Below are 22,468 nucleotides of genomic sequence, written 5' to 3' on the forward strand. Positions count from 1 at the left end.
ATGTCTTCCATTACTAAGACTAAAAAAGAACGTGATTTCCACCATCTCTCAACGCCCTGGAATATCACTTTTAATCTGATAGCCGGCATCTTTGCGTTTCTGTGCGTGTTTCCGTTTCTGTTCGTCGTGATCATCTCCTTCACCGATGAGGTGGCGCTGGCGCGGGATGGCTATAAGCTGATTCCGGCAAAATGGAGTCTCGGCGCATACCGTTATGTGTTTGAATCCGGAGATATGCTGCTGCGTTCTTATGGTGTGACGATTTTTGTAACGGTGATAGGGACGATTATCAGCCTTTTGTTTATCGCTTTTTATGCGTATGCCATTTCCCGGAAAAGCTTCCGTTACCGCAATTTTTTCTCGTTCTTCGCGTTTTTTACCATGCTGTTCAACGGTGGACTTGTGCCGACTTATATTATCGTTACGCAGTTTCTAAGCCTGAAGGATACGATCTGGGCGCTGATTTTGCCGCTGGCGGTGAATGCTTTTTACATTATGATTCTGCGCACCTTCTACAGCACGAGTGTGCCTGATGCCATTATCGAATCCGGCAAAATCGACGGGGCGGGCGAGTTCCGTATCTTCCTGAAATTGGTGTTGCCTTTATCACTGCCCGGTCTGGCTACGATTGCTTTGTTCAGCACCCTCGGCTATTGGAATGACTGGTTCAATGCGCTGCTGTACATCGACAACCCGAATTTAGTCCCGCTGCAATCGATGCTGATGCGGATCGAGACCAGTATGCAGTTTATTTTGCAGAACTCCCAGAACAGTTCGCTCAGTCTGGAAGCTCTTCGCTCCATGCCGCAGGATACATCGCGGATGGCGATGGTCGTGCTGGCGACAGGACCGATTATTTTTGCCTATCCGTTCTTCCAGCGTTATTTCATTCAAGGTCTTACCGTAGGGGCTGTTAAGGAATGAGTTATACAAACCCGAATTTACCTGCTGAAGAACGGGCGGAGCATCTGCTCGGACTGATGACTTTGGAAGAGAAGGCCGGTCAGCTGATTCAGCCTTTTGGCTGGCAGGCCTATGAACATAGAGACGGTAAGATGACCTTGACAGAAAGCTTCAAGGAGAAGGTTGCCGGGGGCGGCGTTGGTTCGCTTTACGGGATGTTGCGCGCTGACCCGTGGACCGGTGTGACGCTGGCTACTGGCCTGTCTCCGCGTGAAGGTGCGGAAGCGGTGAATACGCTCCAGCGGTATGTGCTGGAGCATTCGCGGCTGGGCATTCCGGTATTGATCGGCGAGGAATGCTCGCATGGCCACATGGCGATCGGGGCCACCGTATTCCCGGTGCCCCTGTCGCTCGGCAGCTCCTGGAATGTAGAGCTGTATCGTGAGGTCTGCCGCGCCGTAGCGCTGGAGACACGCAGTCAGGGCGGCGCGGTTACGTATTCGCCGGTGCTGGATGTGGTGCGCGATCCCCGCTGGGGCCGCACCGAGGAGTGCTTCGGCGAGGACGCTTACCTGATCAGCGAGATGGCGGTTGCGGCTGTTGAAGGTCTGCAGGGGGAATCCTTGCAGAGCGGCGGCAGCGTGGGGGCTACGCTGAAGCATTTTGTGGGATACGGCAGCTCAGAAGGCGGCCGGAATGCCGGGCCTGTGCACATGGGCTGGCGTGAACTGCTGGAAGTGGATCTGCTGCCCTTCAAAAAAGCGGTCGAAGCGGGTGCAGTCTCCATTATGCCTGCTTATAACGAAATAGACGGCGTGCCTTGCACGACAAATACAGAGCTACTAGAGGATATACTCCGCGAAGCTTGGGGATTTGAGGGTCTAATCATTACCGACTGCGGAGCTATAGAGATGCTGGCCTCTGGCCATGATGTGGCTGAAGATGGCATGGATGCAGCAGTGCAGTCACTGGAAGCCGGCATCGACATGGAGATGTCCGGAGAGATGTACGGCAAATACCTGGTGGATGCCGTTCGTGAAGGCAAGCTGGACCCGGCACTGCTGGATCGTGCGGTCCGCCGTGTGCTGACGCTCAAGTTCAGGCTGGGCCTGTTCGAGCAGCCATTCGCTGATCCCGATGCGGCTGAACGCGTCATCGGCAGCAAAGCGCATCAAGAGCTGGCCCGGCAAGTGGCGGGCGAGAGCATCATCCTGCTGAAAAATGAAGCAGGTGTGCTGCCATTGTCCAAGACCGCCGGCACGATCGCCGTCATTGGCCCTAACGCCGATGCCGGGTATAACCAGCTCGGCGATTATACCTCACCGCAGCCTCCGGCTAAGGTAGCGACCGTGCTCAGCGGCATCCGCAGCAAGCTGGCTGCAGAGCCGGAGCGGGTGCTCTATGCACCGGGCTGCCGGATCAAAGGCGATTCGCGCGAAGGTTTTGAAGCCGCGCTCGCTTGTGCAGAGCAGGCCGATACCGTTGTTATGGTCGTCGGCGGCTCCAGTGCACGCGATTTCGGGGAAGGCAGTATTGATCTTAAGACAGGCGCGTCCAAGGTGACGGAGAATGCCTGGAATGATATGGACTGCGGCGAAGGCATTGACCGGGTGTCATTGACCCTGTCGGGAGTGCAGCTGGAACTGATCCAGCAGGTTCATCAGCTCGGCAAACCTGTGATCGTTGTTTATATTAACGGCCGTCCGGTGAGTGAGCCTTGGATTGACGAGCATGTACATGCCATTCTGGAAGCCTGGTATCCAGGCCAAGAAGGCGGGCACGCTGTTGCGGATATCCTGTTCGGCGATGTGAACCCGTCCGGGAAGCTGACTGTATCCGTGCCGAAGCATGTGGGCCAGCTCCCGGTCTATTACAACGGTAAACGTTCCCGTGGCAAAAGATATCTGGAGGCCGATTCCCAGCCTCAATATCCGTTCGGCTTCGGGCTTAGCTACACTGAATTTACGTACTCCGGGTTGAAGGTGGAGCCGGAAGTAATTGCGGCTGGGGAGGGGGCTATAGTTTCCGTGGACGTTCAGAATACAGGAGACCGTGAGGGCGCAGAGGTGGTGCAACTGTACATTTCCGATGTCGCCAGTAAGGTCACCCGTCCCGCCAGGGAATTGAAGGCTTTTGACAAAATCAAGTTGGCTCCGGGTGAGAAGCAAACCGTGTTGTTCACGGTAGGGCCGGAGCAATTGCAATATATCGGACCGGATTTAAGACCTGTTGTAGAGCCAGGAGCGTTTAAAGTGCTGGTGGGTAAGCATGTAAATGATACACTGAGCACCGATTTGACGGTGAGGGGGTAAAGACATGGAACGCATTAAACGCTTCATCCGCGAGCTCTCCGAGCAGCAATGGCTAGAGGTGCAGGAATTGCGCGATTGGGAGATTCTGTCCTCGGTGTATCAATTGCCGGGACAGTATGACAAGCTGCAGCCTTATAAGGACGGCAGCAATTATGATCTGTTCCCGAGTGTGCAAGGAACGACCTATTTCTTCCGCCGTACTTTGGAGATTCCGGCTAACTGGCTGCCGGGCCACATCGGGTTGATTTTTGCTTCAGGTGGGGAAGGGCTGCTGCGGGTGAACGGTGAATCGCGGCAAGGACTCGACCGCAATCATACCTTTGTAACTCTGGCAGGTGATCCATCGGGCCGTCCGTTGGACCTGGAAATCGAACTCTTCGATCCGGTCCCCGAGCCGGTGGACCCATTAAATCAACAGGCGGTGATCCAGCCGCCGATTCGGATGATCCACAGCCAGCTGGTGCTAGTGAATAGACCTGTGCAGAGTCTAATGTACACGGCAGTAGTGATTCGCGATTCGGCAATTCTGCTGCCTGAGCAGGACCAGCGCCGTAACCGGATGCTGGAAGCTTTGTATGTAGCAATGGATGAATTCGTTGGCCTTACCACGCAGGAGATCCGCGAGGGTGGTGAGATTACGCGAATCGAGCAGAAGCTGCGGGGCAGAGTCGGGGAGATCGGCGGTCATGCCGAAGGAACAATCCACATGGTGGGCCAGTCCCATATCGATATTGCCTGGCTGTGGCCTGCGCGCGAGACCGTGCGCAAGACGAGCCGGACATTCTCGACGGTGAATGCCCTGATGGACGAATATCCTGACTATCAATATGCGCAGAGCCAGCCGCTGCTGTTCGAATATTTGAAAGACAATGACCCGGTACTCTATGAGAAGGTCAAGGCACGCATCCGTGAAGGACGCTGGGAACTGGTCGGTGGGATGTGGATCGAACCGGATCTGAACATTCCGAGCGGAGAATCTTTGATGCGGCAAATGCTATATGGTCAACGCTTTTATCTCGAAGAGTTCGGGCGCACCTCGCAGATTGAGTGGCTGCCGGATACCTTCGGCTACTGCGCTTCTCTGCCGCAGATTCTGCAGCATGGTGGCATCAAATATTTTATGACCACCAAGCTGGGCTGGAATGACACCAATGTCTTCCCTTACGATCTGTTCCGTTGGGTCGGCATTGACGGCACGCCGATGTTGTCTTACCTGAATCATGGGGTCAATGAGAATACGCTGCCCAAAGATGTGCATGAACACTATCAGTCCTTCCGCGAAAAAGATAAACATAATGAGCAGATGCTGCTCTATGGGCATGGTGACGGCGGCGGCGGGGTCACCCGCGAGATGCTGGAATATATCCAGCGTGCCGAGCTAATGGTCGGCCAGCCGGAGAGTAAATACAGTAATGCCGCGGATTTCTTCGCAGGCATTACACGCTGTCAGCCGCAGCTGCCGCAGTGGCGGGGCGATCTGTATCTGGAGCTGCACCGCGGCACCTACACTACGCACGGCCGCAACAAGCGGAACAACCGCAAGGCGGAAGTGTTGTACCGTGAAGCGGAGCTGTGGCAGACATTAGCTTCGCCGCAGCTGGACACGGAGCAACATGCCGTAGTTGCCGGGCAGCTGCATCAGGGCTGGAAGCTGATTTTGTTGAACCAGTTCCATGATATTATTCCGGGCTCGGCGATTACCGAAGCATACGAGACCTCGGAGAAGGAATACGCAGAGGTGTTTGAGCTTGGCCGTGTTGCGCTTCAGCCAGGGCTTGCGGCATTGGCCGGGAACATTAACACGTCAGGCGAGGGTACACCTTACATTGTTTTTAATGGTTTGGGTTGGACGCGGGATGCCGTGGTCGAACTTGCTCTCAGCGAAGAAGTAGCCGCCAGCGGAAACTTTGCGGTGTATGGCGAGGATAACGTACTGCTGGAAGCAGATGTCCTGACGGAGGAGGCAGCAGTTTCTGGTGTCGCGGTTCTCGTTCCGGAGATTCCGGCCTTTGGCTACAAAACAATCTGGATTCGTGATCTGTCTCAGAAAACATCCGATGAAAGTAATGTAGAATCTGCCGCTGCTGAACATAATCAAACTGCTGTAGGAGCTATTCCCTTCGGCGACCGTTGGGAGACGGACTATTATCGTATTACCTTTAACGAGCGAGGAGAAATCACCAGTCTTTTTGATAAAAAAGGAAACCGGGAGATCGTAAAATCCGGTGAGCCGGCGAACCGCTTCCACTTTTTCCATGACCGTCCGACGCTTTGGGATGCCTGGGACATTGACAACCGTTATGAAGCCCAACCCGCCGGGGAGGCTGAGCTTATAGAAAAGGCAGTGGTTCGCACTGGTGCGGTGCAGGATATTTTGCGCTTCCGCTGGAAGCTGGGCCAATCCGAGATTACTCAGGATATGATTCTACATCACCATAATCCCCGGATTGATTTCCAGACGCATGTGAGCTGGAACGAAGCCCATAAGCTGCTTAAGGTAGGGTTTCCGATTGATGTTGTGACGGATAAGGCGACTTACGAGATTCCATTTGGTGCGCTGGAACGTCCGACCCACCGCAACACCAGCTGGGAGCAGGCGCAGTATGAGGTTTGCGGGCATCGTTTTGCGGATGTATCGGAACGTGGATATGGCGTCAGTCTGCTGAATGATTGCAAATACGGCTATGACATCCAAGGCAGTACCATTCGTTTGTCGCTCCTGCGCGCGCCGAAATGGCCGGATGCTACTGCGGATCTCGGCGAGCACGACTTCACCTATTCGCTATATCCGCACCGTGGGGATTGGCGGGAGGCTCATACTGTTCGCCGTGCAGCAGAGCTAAATCATGAGCTGTATACTTTTGCCCCTTCATCAACACAGGGGCAGCTGCTGCCAACAGGCTCATTTATCGGATTCTCCGGTGAGCACGTGGTGCTGGATACGATTAAGCCATCCGAGGACGGGCAGGGGACTGTTCTCCGTTTCTACGAATCCTCGGGAGGCCGCGAGCGGGTTCAGCTCAAATGGCAGTATCCAGTTCAGAGCGTCTACCTGTCCAATGCTCTGGAAGAGCAGCTGGAACTGATCGAACATACGGCTGGCGGTGAATTGGAACTTCACTTTGCCCCTTACGAGATCAAAACAATCTACATCAGAAATTAAATAATCACATCACAGATGCAAAGGAGCATATCTCACTTGGAACAATTCCGATTACCCAAAATAGCAATGCCCCAGCTGCCGCTGCCGCAGGCTGTACAAGAAGTACTTGCCGAAGCAGAGGAGAAGCTGGCACATCGCCCGAAGCTGTTGCAGCTGTTCAAGAACTGTTTTCCGAATACGCTGGAGACGACGACTAAACTGCTGGATGACGGAACCACCTTTGTGATTACCGGCGATATTCCGGCCTCCTGGCTGCGTGATTCAGTGGAGCAGGTAATTCAATACGTGCCTCTGGCCAAAAACGATCCCGATCTCCAGCGCATTATCGGCGGTCTTATCAAACGCCATATTCAGTATATTCATATCGATCCTTACGCCAATGCATTTAATGAGTCGGCCAATGACTGGCACTGGAACACTACGGATGTGACCGAGATGTCGCCATGGGTGTGGGAGCGTAAATTTGAGATTGATTCGTTATGTTTTGTTGTGCGCCTCGCTTATACCTACTGGAAAGAGACGGGCCTGACTAATTTCTTCGACGCTGGGTTCAAGTCGGCCATGCGCCAGATTTTCGATTTGTTCAAAAGAGAGCAGCGGCATTTCGAGCAGTCTCCGTACCGGTTCAGCCGCAATAACGGCATTCCGGAAGATTCTCTGCGCAATAGCGGTCTCGGTATGCCGGTGAACTATACCGGAATGATCTGGTCGGGCTTCCGGTCGAGCGATGATGCCTGTGATTTCCACTACAACATTCCTGGCAATATGTTCGCTGTTGTCGCGCTGCGCCAGATGCAGGAATTCGCGGAGTGGGTCTTCCGCGATCTAGACTTCCTGGCTGAACTTAAAGAGCTGGAATTTGAAGTGGATCATGGCATCAAGCTCTATGGCATTTATCGCCATCCGGAGTTTGGTCCGATTTATGCTTATGAGACCGACGGCTTCGGCAATTACTGCCTAATGGACGATGCGGGAACGCCCGGACTGATCTCCATTCCGTATCTGGGTTACGCTTCGGCGGATGATCCCATCTACCAGAACACCAGACGTTTCGCATTGAGCAAAGAAAATCCGTTCTATTATGAAGGCACAGCTGCCAAAGGGATCGGCAGCCCGCACACTCCGGAGAACTATATCTGGCATATGGCGTTGTCTATGCAGGGCATTACGGCTCAGACTGCCGAAGAGAAGCTGGAACTGATAGCGATGCTGGAAAGTACGGATGCCGGAACCGGATATATGCATGAAGGCTTCCATGTGGATGATCCTAGTGTATTTACCCGCAGCTGGTTTGCATGGTCGAACAGTTTGTTCTCGCAGCTTGTCTATCGGGCGATGAAGGAAGGTATTCTGTGAGCGGGGGCCGTATCATCCTGTTCGCGGACCCGTCTTTTCCCGGGTATACCGCAGCGGGCGGACTGACAGCGGAACAGGCACAGTCTATAGGAATACATCATACTGACCCTCCTGTTCATGCAGCACAGCTGGCCGAAACGCTGGACAGCGCCAAGGCCGGGGACTGCTTCGTTAGCTTCCATGCTCCGTACTTCCCGAAGGAGGCTTGGCCTTCCATCGTCGCCTATTTGAGCAGAGGCGGCAGCTTGATCAGCATTGGCGGTGCCCCGTTTAAGCATCCAGTCCGCCTAGTCGCTGAAGAGTGGCGGATCGAAGCTGAGCAGACTGCCTATCACCGCCAGCTGCATATCCATGAAGCGCTGCAGGTGAGCAGCGCAGATCGCATACAGCAGCATGTCGCGCTTAGAGACATTCCGCTCTTCGTAGGCGATGAGCAGCTGCTGGCCCTGTCGGATACCTGGAACCTGGTACCGCATGTCACTAAAAGCAGTGACCTGCCGGAGCAGATGGGTTCCAGTGGACCCATGGACACGCGGATCTACCCGCTGCTTAAGGGCATTACCGCCGCCGGGCGGGAAGTTTCAGCTCCAGCTGTGCTGTGGGAGCATATCGGCGGGCCTTTTGCCGGTGGCCGCTGGATCTTTATCGGCCAACCGCTTACGCCTGATTTCTGGAATCAAGGCGGAACGGAAGCATTAACCCGCTGGGCAACCTTTGCCGCTCGGGGAGTAACAGAGCTGTGGCTGAAGCCTAACTATGCTTCTTATGAAAAAGGCGAGCGGCCGCTGCTGTTTTTGCAGGGTCAGCGGCTAAGCCGTAGCCAATCGTCACCGACAGCAGCGCAGTGGACCCTGAACATCACTCTGAGCAAAGACGGGGAGTCTATCCCATGTTTCACTCACGAGTGCAAGCTTGAGGTCAGTCGCGAGCTGAACTTCCTACGTGTACCGCTTGCTATAGAAATTCAACCTGGCCTGTATCATCTTTCTTGCCATGCTGTATCGGAAGAAGGCGAAGTGCGGATGTTGCGTCAAGGCTTTTGGGGATATGACGTGGGCCTGTTATCGCAGGGGGAACCGATTAAGGCTGGAAGAGATTATTTTATCAAAGACGGTCAGCCTTTACCTGTTGTCGGCATGACTTATATGACCTCTGACGTAGCGCGGAAGTTTCTATTCCTGCCAAATGCTGATGTCTGGGATCGGGATATGGCACAGATGCGGAAGGCAGGCATCAACTGGATTCGTACCGGTATCTGGACAGCCTACCGCAATATTATGCAGGTAGACGGTCATGCCTCGGAAGAAGTGCTGCGGGCGATTGATGCTTTTCTACTGACTGCGAAGCGGCATGAGCTGCAGGTTACCTTTACGTTCTTCTCCTTTACGCCCGAGACTTGGGAAGGGACGAATCCTTATCTCGATCCGCGCAGTGTAGAAGCGCAAAAACGGTTCATCCGCTCGATCGTTGCACGGCATCGCACGACAACCCATGTCGATTGGGATTTGATCAATGAACCGTCAATGTTCGATCCGCCGCGGATTTTCTCGGACGGACCGAGCTCGGCGCGTGATAAATATGAACGCGCTGCTTTCTCTGCTTGGCTGGAAGAACGCCATGGTGATATAACTTCGCTGCAAGAGCGCTGGAATATGACGCCGCTGGAATTGCCGGATTTTGCGGCTGCACAACCTCCTGAGCAAGAAGAGATTAACTTTAGTGTGCAGGATATTCATTCCGGAAAGCGCGGCACACGTTGGCTCGACTACTGCCTGTTCTCCATGGACATGCACAACGTATGGGCAAGGGAGCTTAGCGGGACTATCAAGGAACTCTGCCCAGATCATTTAGTGACCGTAGGGCAGGATGAGGCTTTGGGTGCCCAACGACCGTCGCCGTTCTTTTATGAGCGCGATGTCGATTACACCACTGTTCACAGCTGGTGGTTGAATGACAATCTGCTCTGGGATGGAATTTTTGCCAAAACCTATCACAAACCGAACCTCATTCAGGAGACCGGCATCATGTACGTAGAGACGCCAGACGGACGGGCTAAACGCAGTGAGGAAGAATTGCGGGCCATGCTGGAGCGCAAATATGCCTATGCGTTTGCTTCTGGAGGTGCCGGGGCTGTGCAATGGATATGGAACACGAACTTTTATATGGATAATGCCAATGAATCGCAGATCGGTGCGCTGCGGGCCGATGGGACTGAGAAGCCGGAAGCGGATGTGTCTTATGATTTTGGGCGGTTCATCGGCGAAGCCGGGGGATTATTTGACGGGCGGAAGCTGGAAGAGATTGCCGTGGTTTTCCCTTACTCTAATGACTTCTCTAACCGGAAGCTCGCCTATGATGCGACTACCCGCCTGACAAGGATCTTATCTTATCAGCTTCATTTGCCTTTCCGCGCCGTATCGGAATACGAGCTGGCTCCGCTGGAGGCAGAGCCGGCTAAGTTGATTCTCCTGCCGAGTGTGCACAATCTGGATAATGACGCCCTTCAGCAATTGCTGGACATAGTGGAGCGTACAGGTGCCGTTCTGCTCATTACTGGAGCATTGGGGGTTGATGCGTATTGGCAGCCTTCGGATCGTATGGACGCAATAGTAGGAGCCCGTAAACTTGGTAACATGCGCCGTGAGGAGCAGCTTCTATTGAACGGACGCAAGTTTGCGGTGTCCTATGGACAGAAGCGAATCGCGGAGCTAGTCAAAGAAACGCCAGCAAATGCAGATGTTGATTCGTCTAGCTCAGGTGGTGTGGGTGATCACCTCATCGAACGCCAGCTTGGCACAGGTCGCCTGATCTGGTGCCCGCTACCTTTAGAACTGAATGACCGCGACGAGCCGATCGCCGCGCTCTACCAATATGCTGCACAAGCCGCAGGTATCGAAACCGGGCTGGAATGGATCAGCGGTGGAGACCTGCCAGGTGTGTACGGGCGAAAGCTTGCTTTTGCAGAAGGTTCATTGTATATCTTCGTATCTGAATACGCCTGGGATGCCGAACTTGAAATAAAAGATCCTGCAACTGGAGCTCATTACTCATTTTTACTGGAGAAAGAACGTTCGGTGTTGTTTGCAGCTGATTCAGCGGGCAAGCTGGTAGCTGTCTACAGACCTGAAGAGGTTAACATTACGCTTAATAAATGCTGAAGAACTGAGGTGTACACACAGATGACCCACACAACAACCAAAACAGCCCATATCGTGTCCCATACTCACTGGGACCGTGAATGGTATTTGCCCTATGAGAAACACCACGTCCGTCTGGTTCAGCTGGTGGATGCACTGCTTGCGAAGCTGGACGGAGATTCCGCCTTCCGCAGTTTTTACCTCGATGGGCAAACCATTATTCTGGAGGATTATCTTCAGGTTCGGCCAGAGAACAAAGAGAAGCTGGAGAAGTATATCCGGGATGGGCGAATCTTGATTGGACCTTGGTACATTTTGCAGGATGCGTTCCTGACGAGCGGCGAGGCAAATGTGCGGAATATGCAGATCGGCCATCAGGATGCCGAGAAATACGGCGAGCCTTCCAAAATCGGCTATTTTCCTGATACGTTTGGATTGGTCGGACAGACTCCGCAGCTGATGTTGCAGTCAGGGATTACGAATGCTTTTTTTGGACGCGGGGTGAAGCCTACGGGATTTAACAACACTGTATCGGATGCAGGTTATGAGTCCTCTTTCTCCGAGCTGATCTGGGAAGGGCCGGATGGATCCAAAATTCTCGGTATCCTATTTGCCAACTGGTATTCTAACGGCAATGAAGTTCCTGTTGAGGAAGGTGCGGCTCGGGAATTCTGGGACCGTAAGCTTGCGGATGCAGAGAAGTATGCTTCAACGGGGGAGTTATTGTTCATGAACGGGTGCGACCACCAGCCTCTGCAATTGGATTTGCCGGAAGCTATCCGCACCGCCGAAAAGCTATACCCTGAAGTGAAGTTCGTGCATTCAAACTTCCCGGACTATCTGCAAGCCTTGGATCAGCAATTATCCTCGGGTCAGCGGGAGCTCTCCACCGTTACAGGGGAACTGCGCAGCCAGCGTACTGACGGATGGGGCACCTTAGTGAACACAGCCTCAGCCCGGGTTTATTTGAAGCAGATGAACCAGCTGGGCCAGACTCTTTTGGAAAAAGTAGCCGAGCCGCTGGCCTCCATCGCCCGCCTGTCCGGACAGGACTACCCGCACCATCTATTCACCTATGCCTGGAAGACGCTGATGCAGAACCATCCGCATGACAGTATCTGTGGTTGTAGTGTGGATGAAGTGCATCGTGAGATGGTAACTCGTTTTGATAAAAGCCGGCATGTTGCTGAGAGCATCATAGATGACAGTGCTAAGTTTATCGCAGATCAAGTGGAGACTTCTGGCTTTTCCGCATACGGGGAAGATGCAGTTCCTTTTATAGTGATGAATACCACGGGGTGGAAGCGTACGGGAACGGTAACTATAGAGCTGGATGCTGAACGGTTATATCTGCGCGAGGGTTATCCTTTGGACGAGACCGCCCGCAGAATGCTGGCTGTTGATTTGTCCGGCCGGATTCTCGTCGATCACACAGGGGAGGAATTAGCGTCTACAGTGGAAGACCTGGGTTTAAGCTTTGGTTACGATCTGCCTGATGACCAATTCCGCCAGCCGTATATGTGCCGCAAAGTGAGACTTACTTTTGAAGCACGCAATGTGCCTGCGCTTGGGCTCTGTACTTACGCTTGGGTACAATCAACTACGGAATCCGCTCAGGGAAGCTCTTTAATAGAAGGAGAGCGCAGCTTGGAGAATGCAACTCTCAAGGTAGTTGTTGCTGAGGATGGTTCATTTACGTTATTGGATAAGCATAGCGGTACCACTTATCGTGAGTTGGGGATTTACGAGAATACCGGAGACGTAGGCAATGAATACATGTACAAGCAGCCAGAAGGTGAACAAGCGCTGACGACCAAAGGCCAGCCTGCAGTCATTAAGGTGATTGAAGACTCTCCCTTCCGTGCGGCCATTGAGATCCGAATAGACTGGGAGATTCCGGCTTCGGCGGATGACACCTTGGAGGCGGAACAGCGTGCACTTGTGTATTATCCTGAGCGTAAAGCGCAGCGGAGTGTAAATACGGTGGTTTTGAAGCTTCGTACCGTCGTATCGCTGGAGCGGGAAGGCAAAGGTGTGCATATTGAATCCACAATTAATAACCAAGCCAAGGATCACCGGATACGAATGCTGTTCCCGACCGATCTGTCTACCGATGTGCATCGTGTGGATTCTATGTTTGAAGTGGCTACACGGGACAATAATCCGGCACCAGAATGGGCAAATCCGAGCAACACTCAACATCAGCAATCCTTTGTCGATGTCAGCAATGGTAATGTAGGACTTACGATAGCCAACCAGGGATTGAACGAATATGAGGTTCTGCGGGATGGACGCAATACTATTGCCGTCACCTTGCTACGCAGCGTAGGGGAATTGGGGGATTGGGGCTGGTTCCCAACTCCGGAAGCTCAGTGCCTGGGCGAATACACAGCACTACTGGAGCTGATTCCTCATTCTGGTGAGGGAAGTGAACAACGGACATTTACAGAGGCCTATCAATTCCAGACTCCTTGGACGGTATGTCAGACCGGCCTGCATAGCGGGAAGTTGAACTCTGGATATACCCCATTGGTTTGGGAGGGAGATAACATGGCCTTCTCATCCATGAAAATGAACGGAGCTTCCGGCGACTTGTTTTTGCGTTGGTACAATATGACCGCTCAGCAGACACAATTGCAACTGAAAGTGAACAGTCCTCAAGAGTATTTATTTAAAAGTAATATCTTAGAGCAGCCTAACCCTGCTTTACAAGGAGCAACGTCTTCGGTTCACCACTTAGAGGTCGGACCATCTGAGATTGTAACTGTAGGTGCGAAATTAAGCTTCTAGGTAAAAAGATGCCCCGGCGCTTCCCTGCCAGGGCATCTTTTGATTTACTTTCTTCTATAAGACTTGTGCCAATCTTGAATGGCCTCTTGGCGGGAGGGGAATCTCAACTGGATCCAATTGTTTGTTTCCCATTCATGAATCGCTTGCTGTTTAGTTTGGTAAAAGCTATAGTCGCAATTGTTCCAGCTGTTATACAGTTTCTGATTAATGGAATTGATACCTATGTATGAAGGGGGCTCTGATGTTAATAGATAGACGCGGAAAAGGGGAATGCGGTTGCGATACAATTGCGGAGAAGTATGTGTTTAGTTTTTTAAAAATAAAGCTTGCAATGCATCTCCATACATGATATATTCTAAGTCCGGCCAAGAAGTACACATGCCGAGCTCGAAAAAGAAGTTGAAAAAAGAGCTTGACATTAAATAGCCGAACATGATATAGTATAAGAGTTGCTGCTGAGACATTAAACGGCGCCAACGAGAACTTGATCTTTGAAAACTGAACAACGAGTGAGTAGGAAATCACGTAAGTGAAATCCAAAATTAGAGAATTAATTTTCTCGTCAGATGTTTCAAAATGAGCATATCGCTCTTTTCAATACTAATTGGAGAGTTTGATCCTGGCTCAGGACGAACGCTGGCGGCGTGCCTAATACATGCAAGTCGAGCGGAGTTACTTTGAAAGCTTGCTTTCAAAGTAACTTAGCGGCGGACGGGTGAGTAACACGTAGGCAACCTGCCCTTCAGACTGGGATAACTACCGGAAACGGTAGCTAATACCGGATAATTTCTTTTTTCTCCTGAGAGAAGAATGAAAGACGGAGCAATCTGTCACTGAGGGATGGGCCTGCGGCGCATTAGCTAGTTGGTGGGGTAACGGCCCACCAAGGCGACGATGCGTAGCCGACCTGAGAGGGTGAACGGCCACACTGGGACTGAGACACGGCCCAGACTCCTACGGGAGGCAGCAGTAGGGAATCTTCCGCAATGGGCGAAAGCCTGACGGAGCAACGCCGCGTGAGTGATGAAGGTTTTCGGATCGTAAAGCTCTGTTGCCAGGGAAGAACGTCCGGTAGAGTAACTGCTACCGGAGTGACGGTACCTGAGAAGAAAGCCCCGGCTAACTACGTGCCAGCAGCCGCGGTAATACGTAGGGGGCAAGCGTTGTCCGGAATTATTGGGCGTAAAGCGCGCGCAGGCGGCTATTTAAGTCTGGTGTTTAAACCTTGGGCTCAACCTGAGGTCGCACTGGAAACTGGGTGGCTTGAGTACAGAAGAGGAAAGTGGAATTCCACGTGTAGCGGTGAAATGCGTAGATATGTGGAGGAACACCAGTGGCGAAGGCGACTTTCTGGGCTGTAACTGACGCTGAGGCGCGAAAGCGTGGGGAGCAAACAGGATTAGATACCCTGGTAGTCCACGCCGTAAACGATGAGTGCTAGGTGTTAGGGGTTTCGATACCCTTGGTGCCGAAGTTAACACAGTAAGCACTCCGCCTGGGGAGTACGGTCGCAAGACTGAAACTCAAAGGAATTGACGGGGACCCGCACAAGCAGTGGAGTATGTGGTTTAATTCGAAGCAACGCGAAGAACCTTACCAGGTCTTGACATCCCTCTGAATCTGCTAGAGATAGCAGCGGCCTTCGGGACAGAGGAGACAGGTGGTGCATGGTTGTCGTCAGCTCGTGTCGTGAGATGTTGGGTTAAGTCCCGCAACGAGCGCAACCCTTAACTTTAGTTGCCAGCAGGTAATGCTGGGCACTCTAGAGTGACTGCCGGTGACAAACCGGAGGAAGGTGGGGATGACGTCAAATCATCATGCCCCTTATGACCTGGGCTACACACGTACTACAATGGCCGGTACAACGGGAAGCGAAGCCGCGAGGTGGAGCCAATCCCATCAAAGCCGGTCTCAGTTCGGATTGCAGGCTGCAACTCGCCTGCATGAAGTCGGAATTGCTAGTAATCGCGGATCAGCATGCCGCGGTGAATACGTTCCCGGGTCTTGTACACACCGCCCGTCACACCACGAGAGTTTACAACACCCGAAGTCGGTGGGGTAACCCGCAAGGGAGCCAGCCGCCGAAGGTGGGGTAGATGATTGGGGTGAAGTCGTAACAAGGTAGCCGTATCGGAAGGTGCGGCTGGATCACCTCCTTTCTATGGAGAATCGTTCTCTGCAATGAGAACATTCAAATCGGAAGCTCAGCTTCCAAAACTCAGGTTTAGGCCTGTTACTCACTCGTTGCTCAGTTTTGAGAGTTTAAGCTCTCAAGTAAGACTTGATCCTTGAAAACTGGATACCGAAACGAATTTGCGTTTTAGAACATCTTTTAGCAACTTGTGCAAACAAGTAAATGTTATTAGTGAGATGATTCCAAAGAGAATGTCATCGTATGATATTTTCCTGCGGAAAAATCAAGGTTAAGCTAATAAGAGCACACGGAGGATGCCTAGGCGCCAGGAGCCGACGAAGGACGTGGCGAACAACGAAACTGCCTCGGGGAGCTGTAAGCAAGCTTTGATCCGGGGGTGTCCGAATGGGGAAACCCAGCTGTGGTAATTCGCAGTTACTCATTTCTGAATACATAGGAAATGTAGAGGCAGACCAGGGGAACTGAAACATCTAAGTACCCTGAGGAAGAGAAAACAATAGTGATTCCGTCAGTAGCGGCGAGCGAACGCGGAACAGCCTAAACCTAAGAGCTTGCTCTTAGGGGTTGTGGGACGTCTCACATGGAGTTACAAAGGAATATGGTAGGTGAAGAGGTCTGGAAAGGCCCGCGATAGAGGTAAAAGCCCTGTAACCTAAACTGTGTTCTCTCCGAGACGGATCCCGAGTAGTGCGGGGCACGTGAAACCCCGTATGAATCCAGCAGGACCATCTGCTAAGGCTAAATACTACCTGGCGACCGATAGTGAAACAGTACCGTGAGGGAAAGGTGAAAAGCACCCCGGAAGGGGAGTGAAATAGAACCTGAAACCGTGTGCTTACAAAAAGTCAGAGCCCTATTAATGGGTGATGGCGTGCCTTTTGTAGAATGAACCGGCGAGTTACGTTTAACATGCAAGGTTAAGCCGAGAAGGTGGAGCCGCAGCGAAAGCGAGTCTGAATAGGGCGAATTAGTATGTGGACGTAGACCCGAAACCGTGTGATCTACCCCTGTCCAGGGTGAAGGTGCGGTAACACGCACTGGAGGCCCGAACCCACGTACGTTGAAAAGTGCGGGGATGAGGTGGGGGTAGCGGAGAAATTCCAATCGAACTCGGAGATAGCTGGTTCTCCCCGAAATAGCTTTAGGGCTAGCCTCGGTATAAGAGTAGTGGAGGTAGAGCACTGATTGGGTGCGGGGTCCGCAAGGATTACCAAGCTCAGTCAAACTCCGAATGCCATATACTTATTGCCGGGAGTCAGACAGTGAGTGCTAAGATCCATTGTCAAAAGGGAAACAGCCCAGACCATCAGCTAAGGTCCCCAAGTGTGTGTTAAGTGGGAAAGGATGTGGAGTTGCACAGACAACCAGGATGTTGGCTTAGAAGCAGCCACCATTGAAAGAGTGCGTAATAGCTCACTGGTCGAGTGACTCTGCGCCGAAAATGTAACGGGGCTAAACACACCACCGAAGCTATGGCTAGATACGTATGTATCTGGGGTAGGGGAGCGTTGTGTAGGGGTTGAAGGTGTACTGAAAAGAGCGCTGGACACTACACAAGTGAGAATGCCGGTATGAGTAACGAAAAGATCAGTGAGAATCTGATCCGCCGAAAGCCCAAGGTTTCCTGAGGAAGGCTCGTCCGCTCAGGGTAAGTCGGGACCTAAGGCGAGGCCGAAAGGCGTAGTCGAAGGACAACAGTTTGAAATTACTGTACCACCGTAATCCGCTATGAGCGATGGGGTGACGCAGGAGGGTAGTGACGCGGACTGATGGATGTCCGTCTAAGCAGTGAGGCTGATGTGTAGGCAAATCCGCACATCGATAAGGCTGGGCTGTGATGGGGAGCGAAAATTATAGTAGCGAAGGTCATGATCTCACACTGCCAAGAAAAGCCTCTAGCCAGGAGAAGGTGCCCGTACCGCAAACCGACACAGGTAGGCGAGAAGAGAATTCTAAGGCGCGCGGAAGAACTCTCGTTAAGGAACTCGGCAAAATGACCCCGTAACTTCGGGAGAAGGGGTGCCCCGGTAGTGTGAATAGCACGAGGGGGCCGCAGTGAAAAGGCCCAAGCGACTGTTTAGCAAAAACACAGGTCTGTGCGAAGCCGCAAGGCGAAGTATACGGGCTGACGCCTGCCCGGTGCTGGAAGGTTAAGGGGAGTGGTTAGGGGTAACCCGAAGCTATGAACCGAAGCCCCAGTAAACGGCGGCCGTAACTATAACGGTCCTAAGGTAGCGAAATTCCTTGTCAGGTAAATTCTGACCCGCACGAATGGCGTAACGACTTGGGCGCTGTCTCAACGAGAGATCCGGTGAAATTTTAATACCTGTGAAGATGCAGGTTACCCGCGACAAGACGGAAAGACCCCATGGAGCTTTACTGCAGCTTGATATTGAATTTGGGTACGATCTGTACAGGATAGGTGGGAGCCGTAGAAATCGGAGCGCAAGCTTCGGTGGAGGCGCCGTTGGGATACCACCCTGATCGTATCTAGGTTCTAACCTAGTACCCTTATCGGGTACGGGGACCGTGTCAGGCGGGCAGTTTGACTGGGGCGGTCGCCTCCTAAAGAGTAACGGAGGCGTTCCAAGGTTCCCTCAGAATGGTTGGAAATCATTCGCAGAGTGCAAAGGCATAAGGGAGCTTGACTGCGAGACCTACAAGTCGAGCAGGGACGAAAGTCGGACTTAGTGATCCGGTGGTACCGCATGGAAGGGCCATCGCTCAACGGATAAAAGCTACCCTGGGGATAACAGGCTTATCTCCCCCAAGAGTCCACATCGACGGGGAGGTTTGGCACCTCGATGTCGGCTCATCGCATCCTGGGGCTGAAGTAGGTCCCAAGGGTTGGGCTGTTCGCCCATTAAAGCGGTACGCGAGCTGGGTTCAGAACGTCGTGAGACAGTTCGGTCCCTATCTGTCGTGGGCGCAGGAAATTTGAGAGGAGCTGTCCTTAGTACGAGAGGACCGGGATGGACGTACCGCTGGTGCACCAGTTGTTCCGCCAGGAGCATGGCTGGGTAGCTACGTACGGACGGGATAAGCGCTGAAAGCATCTAAGCGTGAAGCCCCCCTCAAGATGAGATTTCCCAATTAGTAAGACCCCTTGAAGACGACGAGGTAGATAGGTTGGAGGTGGAAGTGCAGTAATGCATGGAGCTGACCAATACTAATCGGTCGAGGGCTTATCCTAAAAATACCCCAAAAAGTGAAGAAGAAGCTGCGAAGCTAATTCCGAATACTTTCCGGGGGCCCCGTAAGAAGGGCAAACGCAAATTCGTTTCGGATTCAGTTTTCAGGCGATTAAGCCTGAGCATTTACGCTGTAAATGCCCGTTTGGTGGCGATAGCGGAGGGGTTCCACACGTACCCATCCCGAACACGACCGTTAAGCCCTCCAGCGCCGATGGTACTTGGACCGAAGGGTCCTGGGAGAGTAGGACGCCGCCAAGCGGACAACCACATTACCCGTGGTATTTTTTTTGCCCTTAATATTAATATGTCTTAGAAGGGCCTTTAGCTCAGCTGGTTAGAGCGCACCCCTGATAAGGGTGAGGTCGGTGGTTCGAGTCCACTAAGGCCCACCATATTCCCTGATAGCTCAGTTGGTAGAGCACTCGACTGTTAATCGAGTTGTCACAGGTTCGAGTCCTGTTCGGGGAGCCATTTATGGAGAGGTGTCCGAGTTTGGCCGAAGGAGCACGATTGGAAATCGTGTAGGCGCCACAAGCGTCTCGAGGGTTCGAATCCCTCTCTCTCCGCCATAAAAATTATTAGCATGGCCCGTTGGTCAAGGGGTTAAGACACCTCCCTTTCACGGAGGTAACATGGGTTCGAATCCCATACGGGTCATATCATGGAGGCTTAGCTCAGCTGGGAGAGCATCTGCCTTACAAGCAGAGGGTCGGGGGTTCGATCCCCTCAGCCTCCACCATATTATTTTCACTGACGCGGGGTGGAGCAGCCCGGTAGCTCGTCGGGCTCATAACCCGAAGGTCGCAGGTTCAAGTCCTGCCCCCGCAACCAATTTACTCTTATACATTATGTTTAGGGATAAGCTGGTATGGTGAAAATGAATAGTATATACTAATTAATGACGCGGGGTGGAGCAGCCCGGTAGCTCGTCGGGCTCATAACCCGAAGGCCGCAGGTTCAAATCCTGCCCCCGCAACCAATTTACACTTATGCATTATGTCTATGGAACCGTGGTGTAGTTGGCCTAACATGCCTGCCTGTCACGCAGGAGATCGCGGGTTCGAATCCCGTCGGTTCCGCCATTTAGTTAATTATTATTGGGGATTAGCCAAGCGGTAAGGCAACGGACTTTGACTCCGTCATGCATAGGTTCAAATCCTATATCCCCAGCCATTTATGAGAGCCATTAGCTCAGTTGGTAGAGCACCTGACTTTTAATCAGGGTGTCGAAGGTTCGAGTCCTTCATGGCTCACCATTTTCTTTAAAGTGTGCGCGTGTGGCGGAATTGGCAGACGCACCAGACTTAGGATCTGGCGTTTCACGACGTGGGGGTTCGAGTCCCTTCACGCGCACCATGTTTTTGCGGACGTGGCTCAGCGGTAGAGCATCGCCTTGCCAAGGCGAGGGTCGCGGGTTCGATTCCCGTCGTCCGCTCCATATAGATTTTGCGCCCTTAGCTCAGCTGGATAGAGCGTTTGACTACGAATCAAAAGGCCGGGAGTTCGAATCTCTCAGGGCGCGCCATTTTTATTACTAAGCAGTTATAGTATTGTTAACGGGATGTAGCTCAGCTTGGTAGAGCACCTGGTTTGGGACCAGGGGGTCGCATGTTCAAATCGTGTCATCCCGATTTTATACCTTTGCGGGTGTAGTTCAATGGTAGAACTTCAGCCTTCCAAGCTGATAGCGTGGGTTCGATTCCCATCACCCGCTTATAAAGAGAAACACTTGCCGGTATTAGGCGGGTGTTTTTTTGTATAGTTAAGCACGTATGGATACAATAGGAACTAGAGATTTTATTTGAGGAGGGGCCAATGTTTGAATTTGAAGCAAGGTTAGTCAGACCAGATACGAATGGGAGTTGGACATATCTTACGGTTCCTTTTGACGCTGAACAAATATATGAAACTAAATCAAGGATACAAGTTAAAGGAAGCCTGAATGACATTCCCTATAGAGGAACACTCATGCCGCATGGTAATGGGAAACATTTTATGGTCGTGAAAAAAGAACTGCGAGACTTAGCCCATGCTCAACCTGGAGATATAGTTCGGGTGACAATGGAACAAGATCATCAATTGCGAGAGATAGAAGCTCCAGAAGATTTTCTGGACGCACTAAGCAGCAATGAGCAGGCAGAGGTGTATTATAACAGCTTGGCTTATTCCTATCGGAAGGAATATGTGAGCTGGATCGAAGGGGCGAAAAGACCGGAAACCAGAGCAGCAAGGATCCAGAAGTCAGTTAATAAGCTGGAAGAAGGTTTGAGGCTTAAATAATAGAACAGCGTCCTCCTCCTTAATATCTGGAAAGGGACGCTGCTGTAGTGGGTATATAAGGGATCGTCCTTATATAAGAACGCCTACTTCACCATTATTCACGAACTTAATGCTTTCGATCTTCACCTCTAGTTGACCTGAAGGAATCGCTAGCTGACAAGTACTGCCGAGCTCAGCCAGCAGCAGTTGCATGCCTATAGGTGACAACATAGAAATCTTGTTATCGTTAGGTTCTGCTTGGTTAGGAAATACGATGGTATAGATATCTGTAGTATTATCGTCCAAGTAACGAAGCTGCAGCTGACTTCCGATAAAGACCTGTGAATTTAAATCTTCACCATTGAACTCAGTTAGTAATTGTTCCAGCTCGGAGCAATAACGGGATAACAGAATTTCAGCGTTGCTTCTATCCTTGCTCCGTACCGGAAAGTACTGATTTAGAAATGCGATTTTTTCCTCATCAAAATAGATAAGCTGCTGAAGCAGCTGTGTCCGTGAGCCTTCATAGATAAGACTATGGTTCATAGTAGATTTCACCCCCTCTAAGTAGCACATTCCTTGTAAACCTGTTATGGTGTGTTGCCATCTTAAAATCCCTCCTATACAAATAGAGGTCCCCTAATGGAGACCTTCTGATCAGTATACCAGCTTCTATTTGTAAATCCAATCCATTTTAAAAGGGGAATTAAAACCTTCTAAATATTGTAATGAAAACCTTTGACTATTACATACTTGGGTGCTATGATAGGCTGATGCATAGGCATTTCGTAGAAAACTGCGAAATGCCTATACTGTATTTTGAAGATATTTTTACATTAATTGTTACCTGGGGAGTGATACGCCATGTACATTTCGTTGAGTTCACATATAGATTCCAGAACTATAAAATAACTACTTAATTTATTAAAGGAGGAGATCAGGATGATTCAAGTTAAAGAGTTTGTAGATGCTGATAATTCTTATGCAGAGAATAAAGCTAATGAGTTCCTGGCAGGACTACGGGAGGAACAGATTGTGAATATCTGTTACGGTTCGGTAGTTAAATCATCACGTGATGGGGCAGAGCACCAAAGAACCACTATACTGGTCGTGTATAAGACAAATGAAAGGCAATAACTGGAACACGTTTTTTTCATGTCTATCCATTGTCTCCACGCTGGGCGTTGTGATTGTCATCA

9 protein-coding genes, 15 tRNA genes and 3 rRNA genes are annotated in these 22,468 nt (G+C 51.6%); 26 read left to right on the forward strand and 1 reads right to left on the reverse strand.

Annotated features, from left to right (window positions below):
- The 25 genes from NST25_RS04065 (at position 1) to NST25_RS04185 (ending at position 21,290) form a co-directional block, all read left to right on the forward strand.
- On the forward strand, positions 1-924 hold the full coding sequence (locus NST25_RS04065) for a carbohydrate ABC transporter permease (protein ID WP_036684927.1): 924 nt from the start codon (positions 1-3) through the stop codon (positions 922-924).
- A complete protein-coding gene (locus NST25_RS04070) occupies positions 921-3,215 on the forward strand; it encodes a glycoside hydrolase family 3 N-terminal domain-containing protein (protein ID WP_340011953.1) in 2,295 nt (764 codons plus the stop codon). Before NST25_RS04065 ends, NST25_RS04070 begins: the two co-directional genes overlap by 4 nt.
- A gap of 4 nt (positions 3,216-3,219) precedes the next feature.
- Positions 3,220-6,378: an alpha-mannosidase gene (locus NST25_RS04075; protein WP_340011954.1), complete on the forward strand. Its 3,159-nt coding sequence runs from the start codon at positions 3,220-3,222 to the stop codon at positions 6,376-6,378.
- Positions 6,379-6,414: 36 nt separating this feature from the next.
- The gene (locus tag NST25_RS04080; RefSeq protein ID WP_076185072.1) at positions 6,415-7,734 is read left to right on the forward strand and encodes a glycoside hydrolase family 125 protein; all 1,320 of its coding nucleotides are present in this window, start codon (positions 6,415-6,417) and stop codon (positions 7,732-7,734) included.
- Entirely contained in the window at positions 7,674-10,892 is a 3,219-nt protein-coding gene (locus NST25_RS04085) for an alpha-amylase family protein (protein WP_340011955.1), read from the forward strand. Before NST25_RS04080 ends, NST25_RS04085 begins: the two co-directional genes overlap by 61 nt.
- A gap of 21 nt (positions 10,893-10,913) precedes the next feature.
- The gene (locus tag NST25_RS04090; protein WP_340011956.1) at positions 10,914-13,661 is read left to right on the forward strand and encodes an alpha-mannosidase; all 2,748 of its coding nucleotides are present in this window, start codon (positions 10,914-10,916) and stop codon (positions 13,659-13,661) included.
- Positions 13,662-14,262: 601 nt separating this feature from the next.
- A 16S ribosomal RNA gene (locus NST25_RS04095) occupies positions 14,263-15,820 on the forward strand.
- A gap of 262 nt (positions 15,821-16,082) precedes the next feature.
- A 23S ribosomal RNA gene (locus tag NST25_RS04100) occupies positions 16,083-19,009 on the forward strand.
- A gap of 142 nt (positions 19,010-19,151) precedes the next feature.
- Positions 19,152-19,268: ribosomal RNA gene (gene rrf / locus NST25_RS04105) — 5S ribosomal RNA — on the forward strand.
- The 16S, 23S and 5S rRNA genes sit together here with 15 tRNA genes alongside, the layout of an rRNA operon.
- A 57-nt stretch (positions 19,269-19,325) precedes the next feature.
- Positions 19,326-19,402: transfer RNA gene (locus tag NST25_RS04110), tRNA-Ile, on the forward strand.
- A 3-nt stretch (positions 19,403-19,405) separates the two neighbouring features.
- Positions 19,406-19,481 (forward strand) — tRNA-Asn (locus NST25_RS04115).
- A 5-nt stretch (positions 19,482-19,486) separates the two neighbouring features.
- Positions 19,487-19,579: transfer RNA gene (locus NST25_RS04120), tRNA-Ser, on the forward strand.
- A gap of 16 nt (positions 19,580-19,595) precedes the next feature.
- Positions 19,596-19,667 (forward strand) — tRNA-Glu (locus NST25_RS04125).
- A 6-nt stretch (positions 19,668-19,673) separates the two neighbouring features.
- A tRNA-Val gene (locus NST25_RS04130) sits at positions 19,674-19,749 on the forward strand.
- 15 nt (positions 19,750-19,764) lie between these two features.
- Positions 19,765-19,841, forward strand: a tRNA-Met gene (locus NST25_RS04135).
- Positions 19,842-19,912: 71 nt separating this feature from the next.
- Positions 19,913-19,989, forward strand: a tRNA-Met gene (locus NST25_RS04140).
- A 25-nt stretch (positions 19,990-20,014) separates the two neighbouring features.
- A tRNA-Asp gene (locus tag NST25_RS04145) sits at positions 20,015-20,092 on the forward strand.
- A 16-nt stretch (positions 20,093-20,108) separates the two neighbouring features.
- A tRNA-Gln gene (locus NST25_RS04150) sits at positions 20,109-20,183 on the forward strand.
- 7 nt (positions 20,184-20,190) lie between these two features.
- Positions 20,191-20,266 (forward strand) — tRNA-Lys (locus NST25_RS04155).
- Between the two features lie 15 nt (positions 20,267-20,281).
- Positions 20,282-20,366, forward strand: a tRNA-Leu gene (locus NST25_RS04160).
- A gap of 7 nt (positions 20,367-20,373) precedes the next feature.
- Positions 20,374-20,448 (forward strand) — tRNA-Gly (locus tag NST25_RS04165).
- Between the two features lie 10 nt (positions 20,449-20,458).
- Positions 20,459-20,535: transfer RNA gene (locus NST25_RS04170), tRNA-Arg, on the forward strand.
- 32 nt (positions 20,536-20,567) lie between these two features.
- A tRNA-Pro gene (locus NST25_RS04175) sits at positions 20,568-20,641 on the forward strand.
- Positions 20,642-20,653: 12 nt separating this feature from the next.
- Positions 20,654-20,724 (forward strand) — tRNA-Gly (locus tag NST25_RS04180).
- 101 nt (positions 20,725-20,825) lie between these two features.
- A complete protein-coding gene (locus NST25_RS04185; RefSeq protein WP_076279888.1) occupies positions 20,826-21,290 on the forward strand; it encodes a YdeI/OmpD-associated family protein in 465 nt (154 codons plus the stop codon).
- Positions 21,291-21,359: 69 nt separating this feature from the next.
- On the opposite strand, the gene NST25_RS04190 is transcribed toward NST25_RS04185, so the two are convergent.
- Positions 21,360-21,815 (reverse strand): GreA/GreB family elongation factor, encoded by a 456-nt coding sequence (locus NST25_RS04190; RefSeq protein WP_340393373.1) that lies wholly within the window; start codon positions 21,813-21,815, stop codon positions 21,360-21,362.
- 396 nt (positions 21,816-22,211) lie between these two features.
- Between NST25_RS04190 and NST25_RS04195 the strand changes: the two genes are divergently transcribed.
- The gene (locus NST25_RS04195; protein ID WP_036686883.1) at positions 22,212-22,406 is read left to right on the forward strand and encodes a sporulation protein Cse60; all 195 of its coding nucleotides are present in this window, start codon (positions 22,212-22,214) and stop codon (positions 22,404-22,406) included.
- Positions 22,407-22,468 lie beyond the last annotated feature (62 nt).

It is taken from the genome of Paenibacillus sp. FSL E2-0190, assembly GCF_037992965.1.
In the GTDB taxonomy this organism is placed as follows: domain Bacteria; phylum Bacillota; class Bacilli; order Paenibacillales; family Paenibacillaceae; genus Paenibacillus_AQ; species Paenibacillus_AQ odorifer.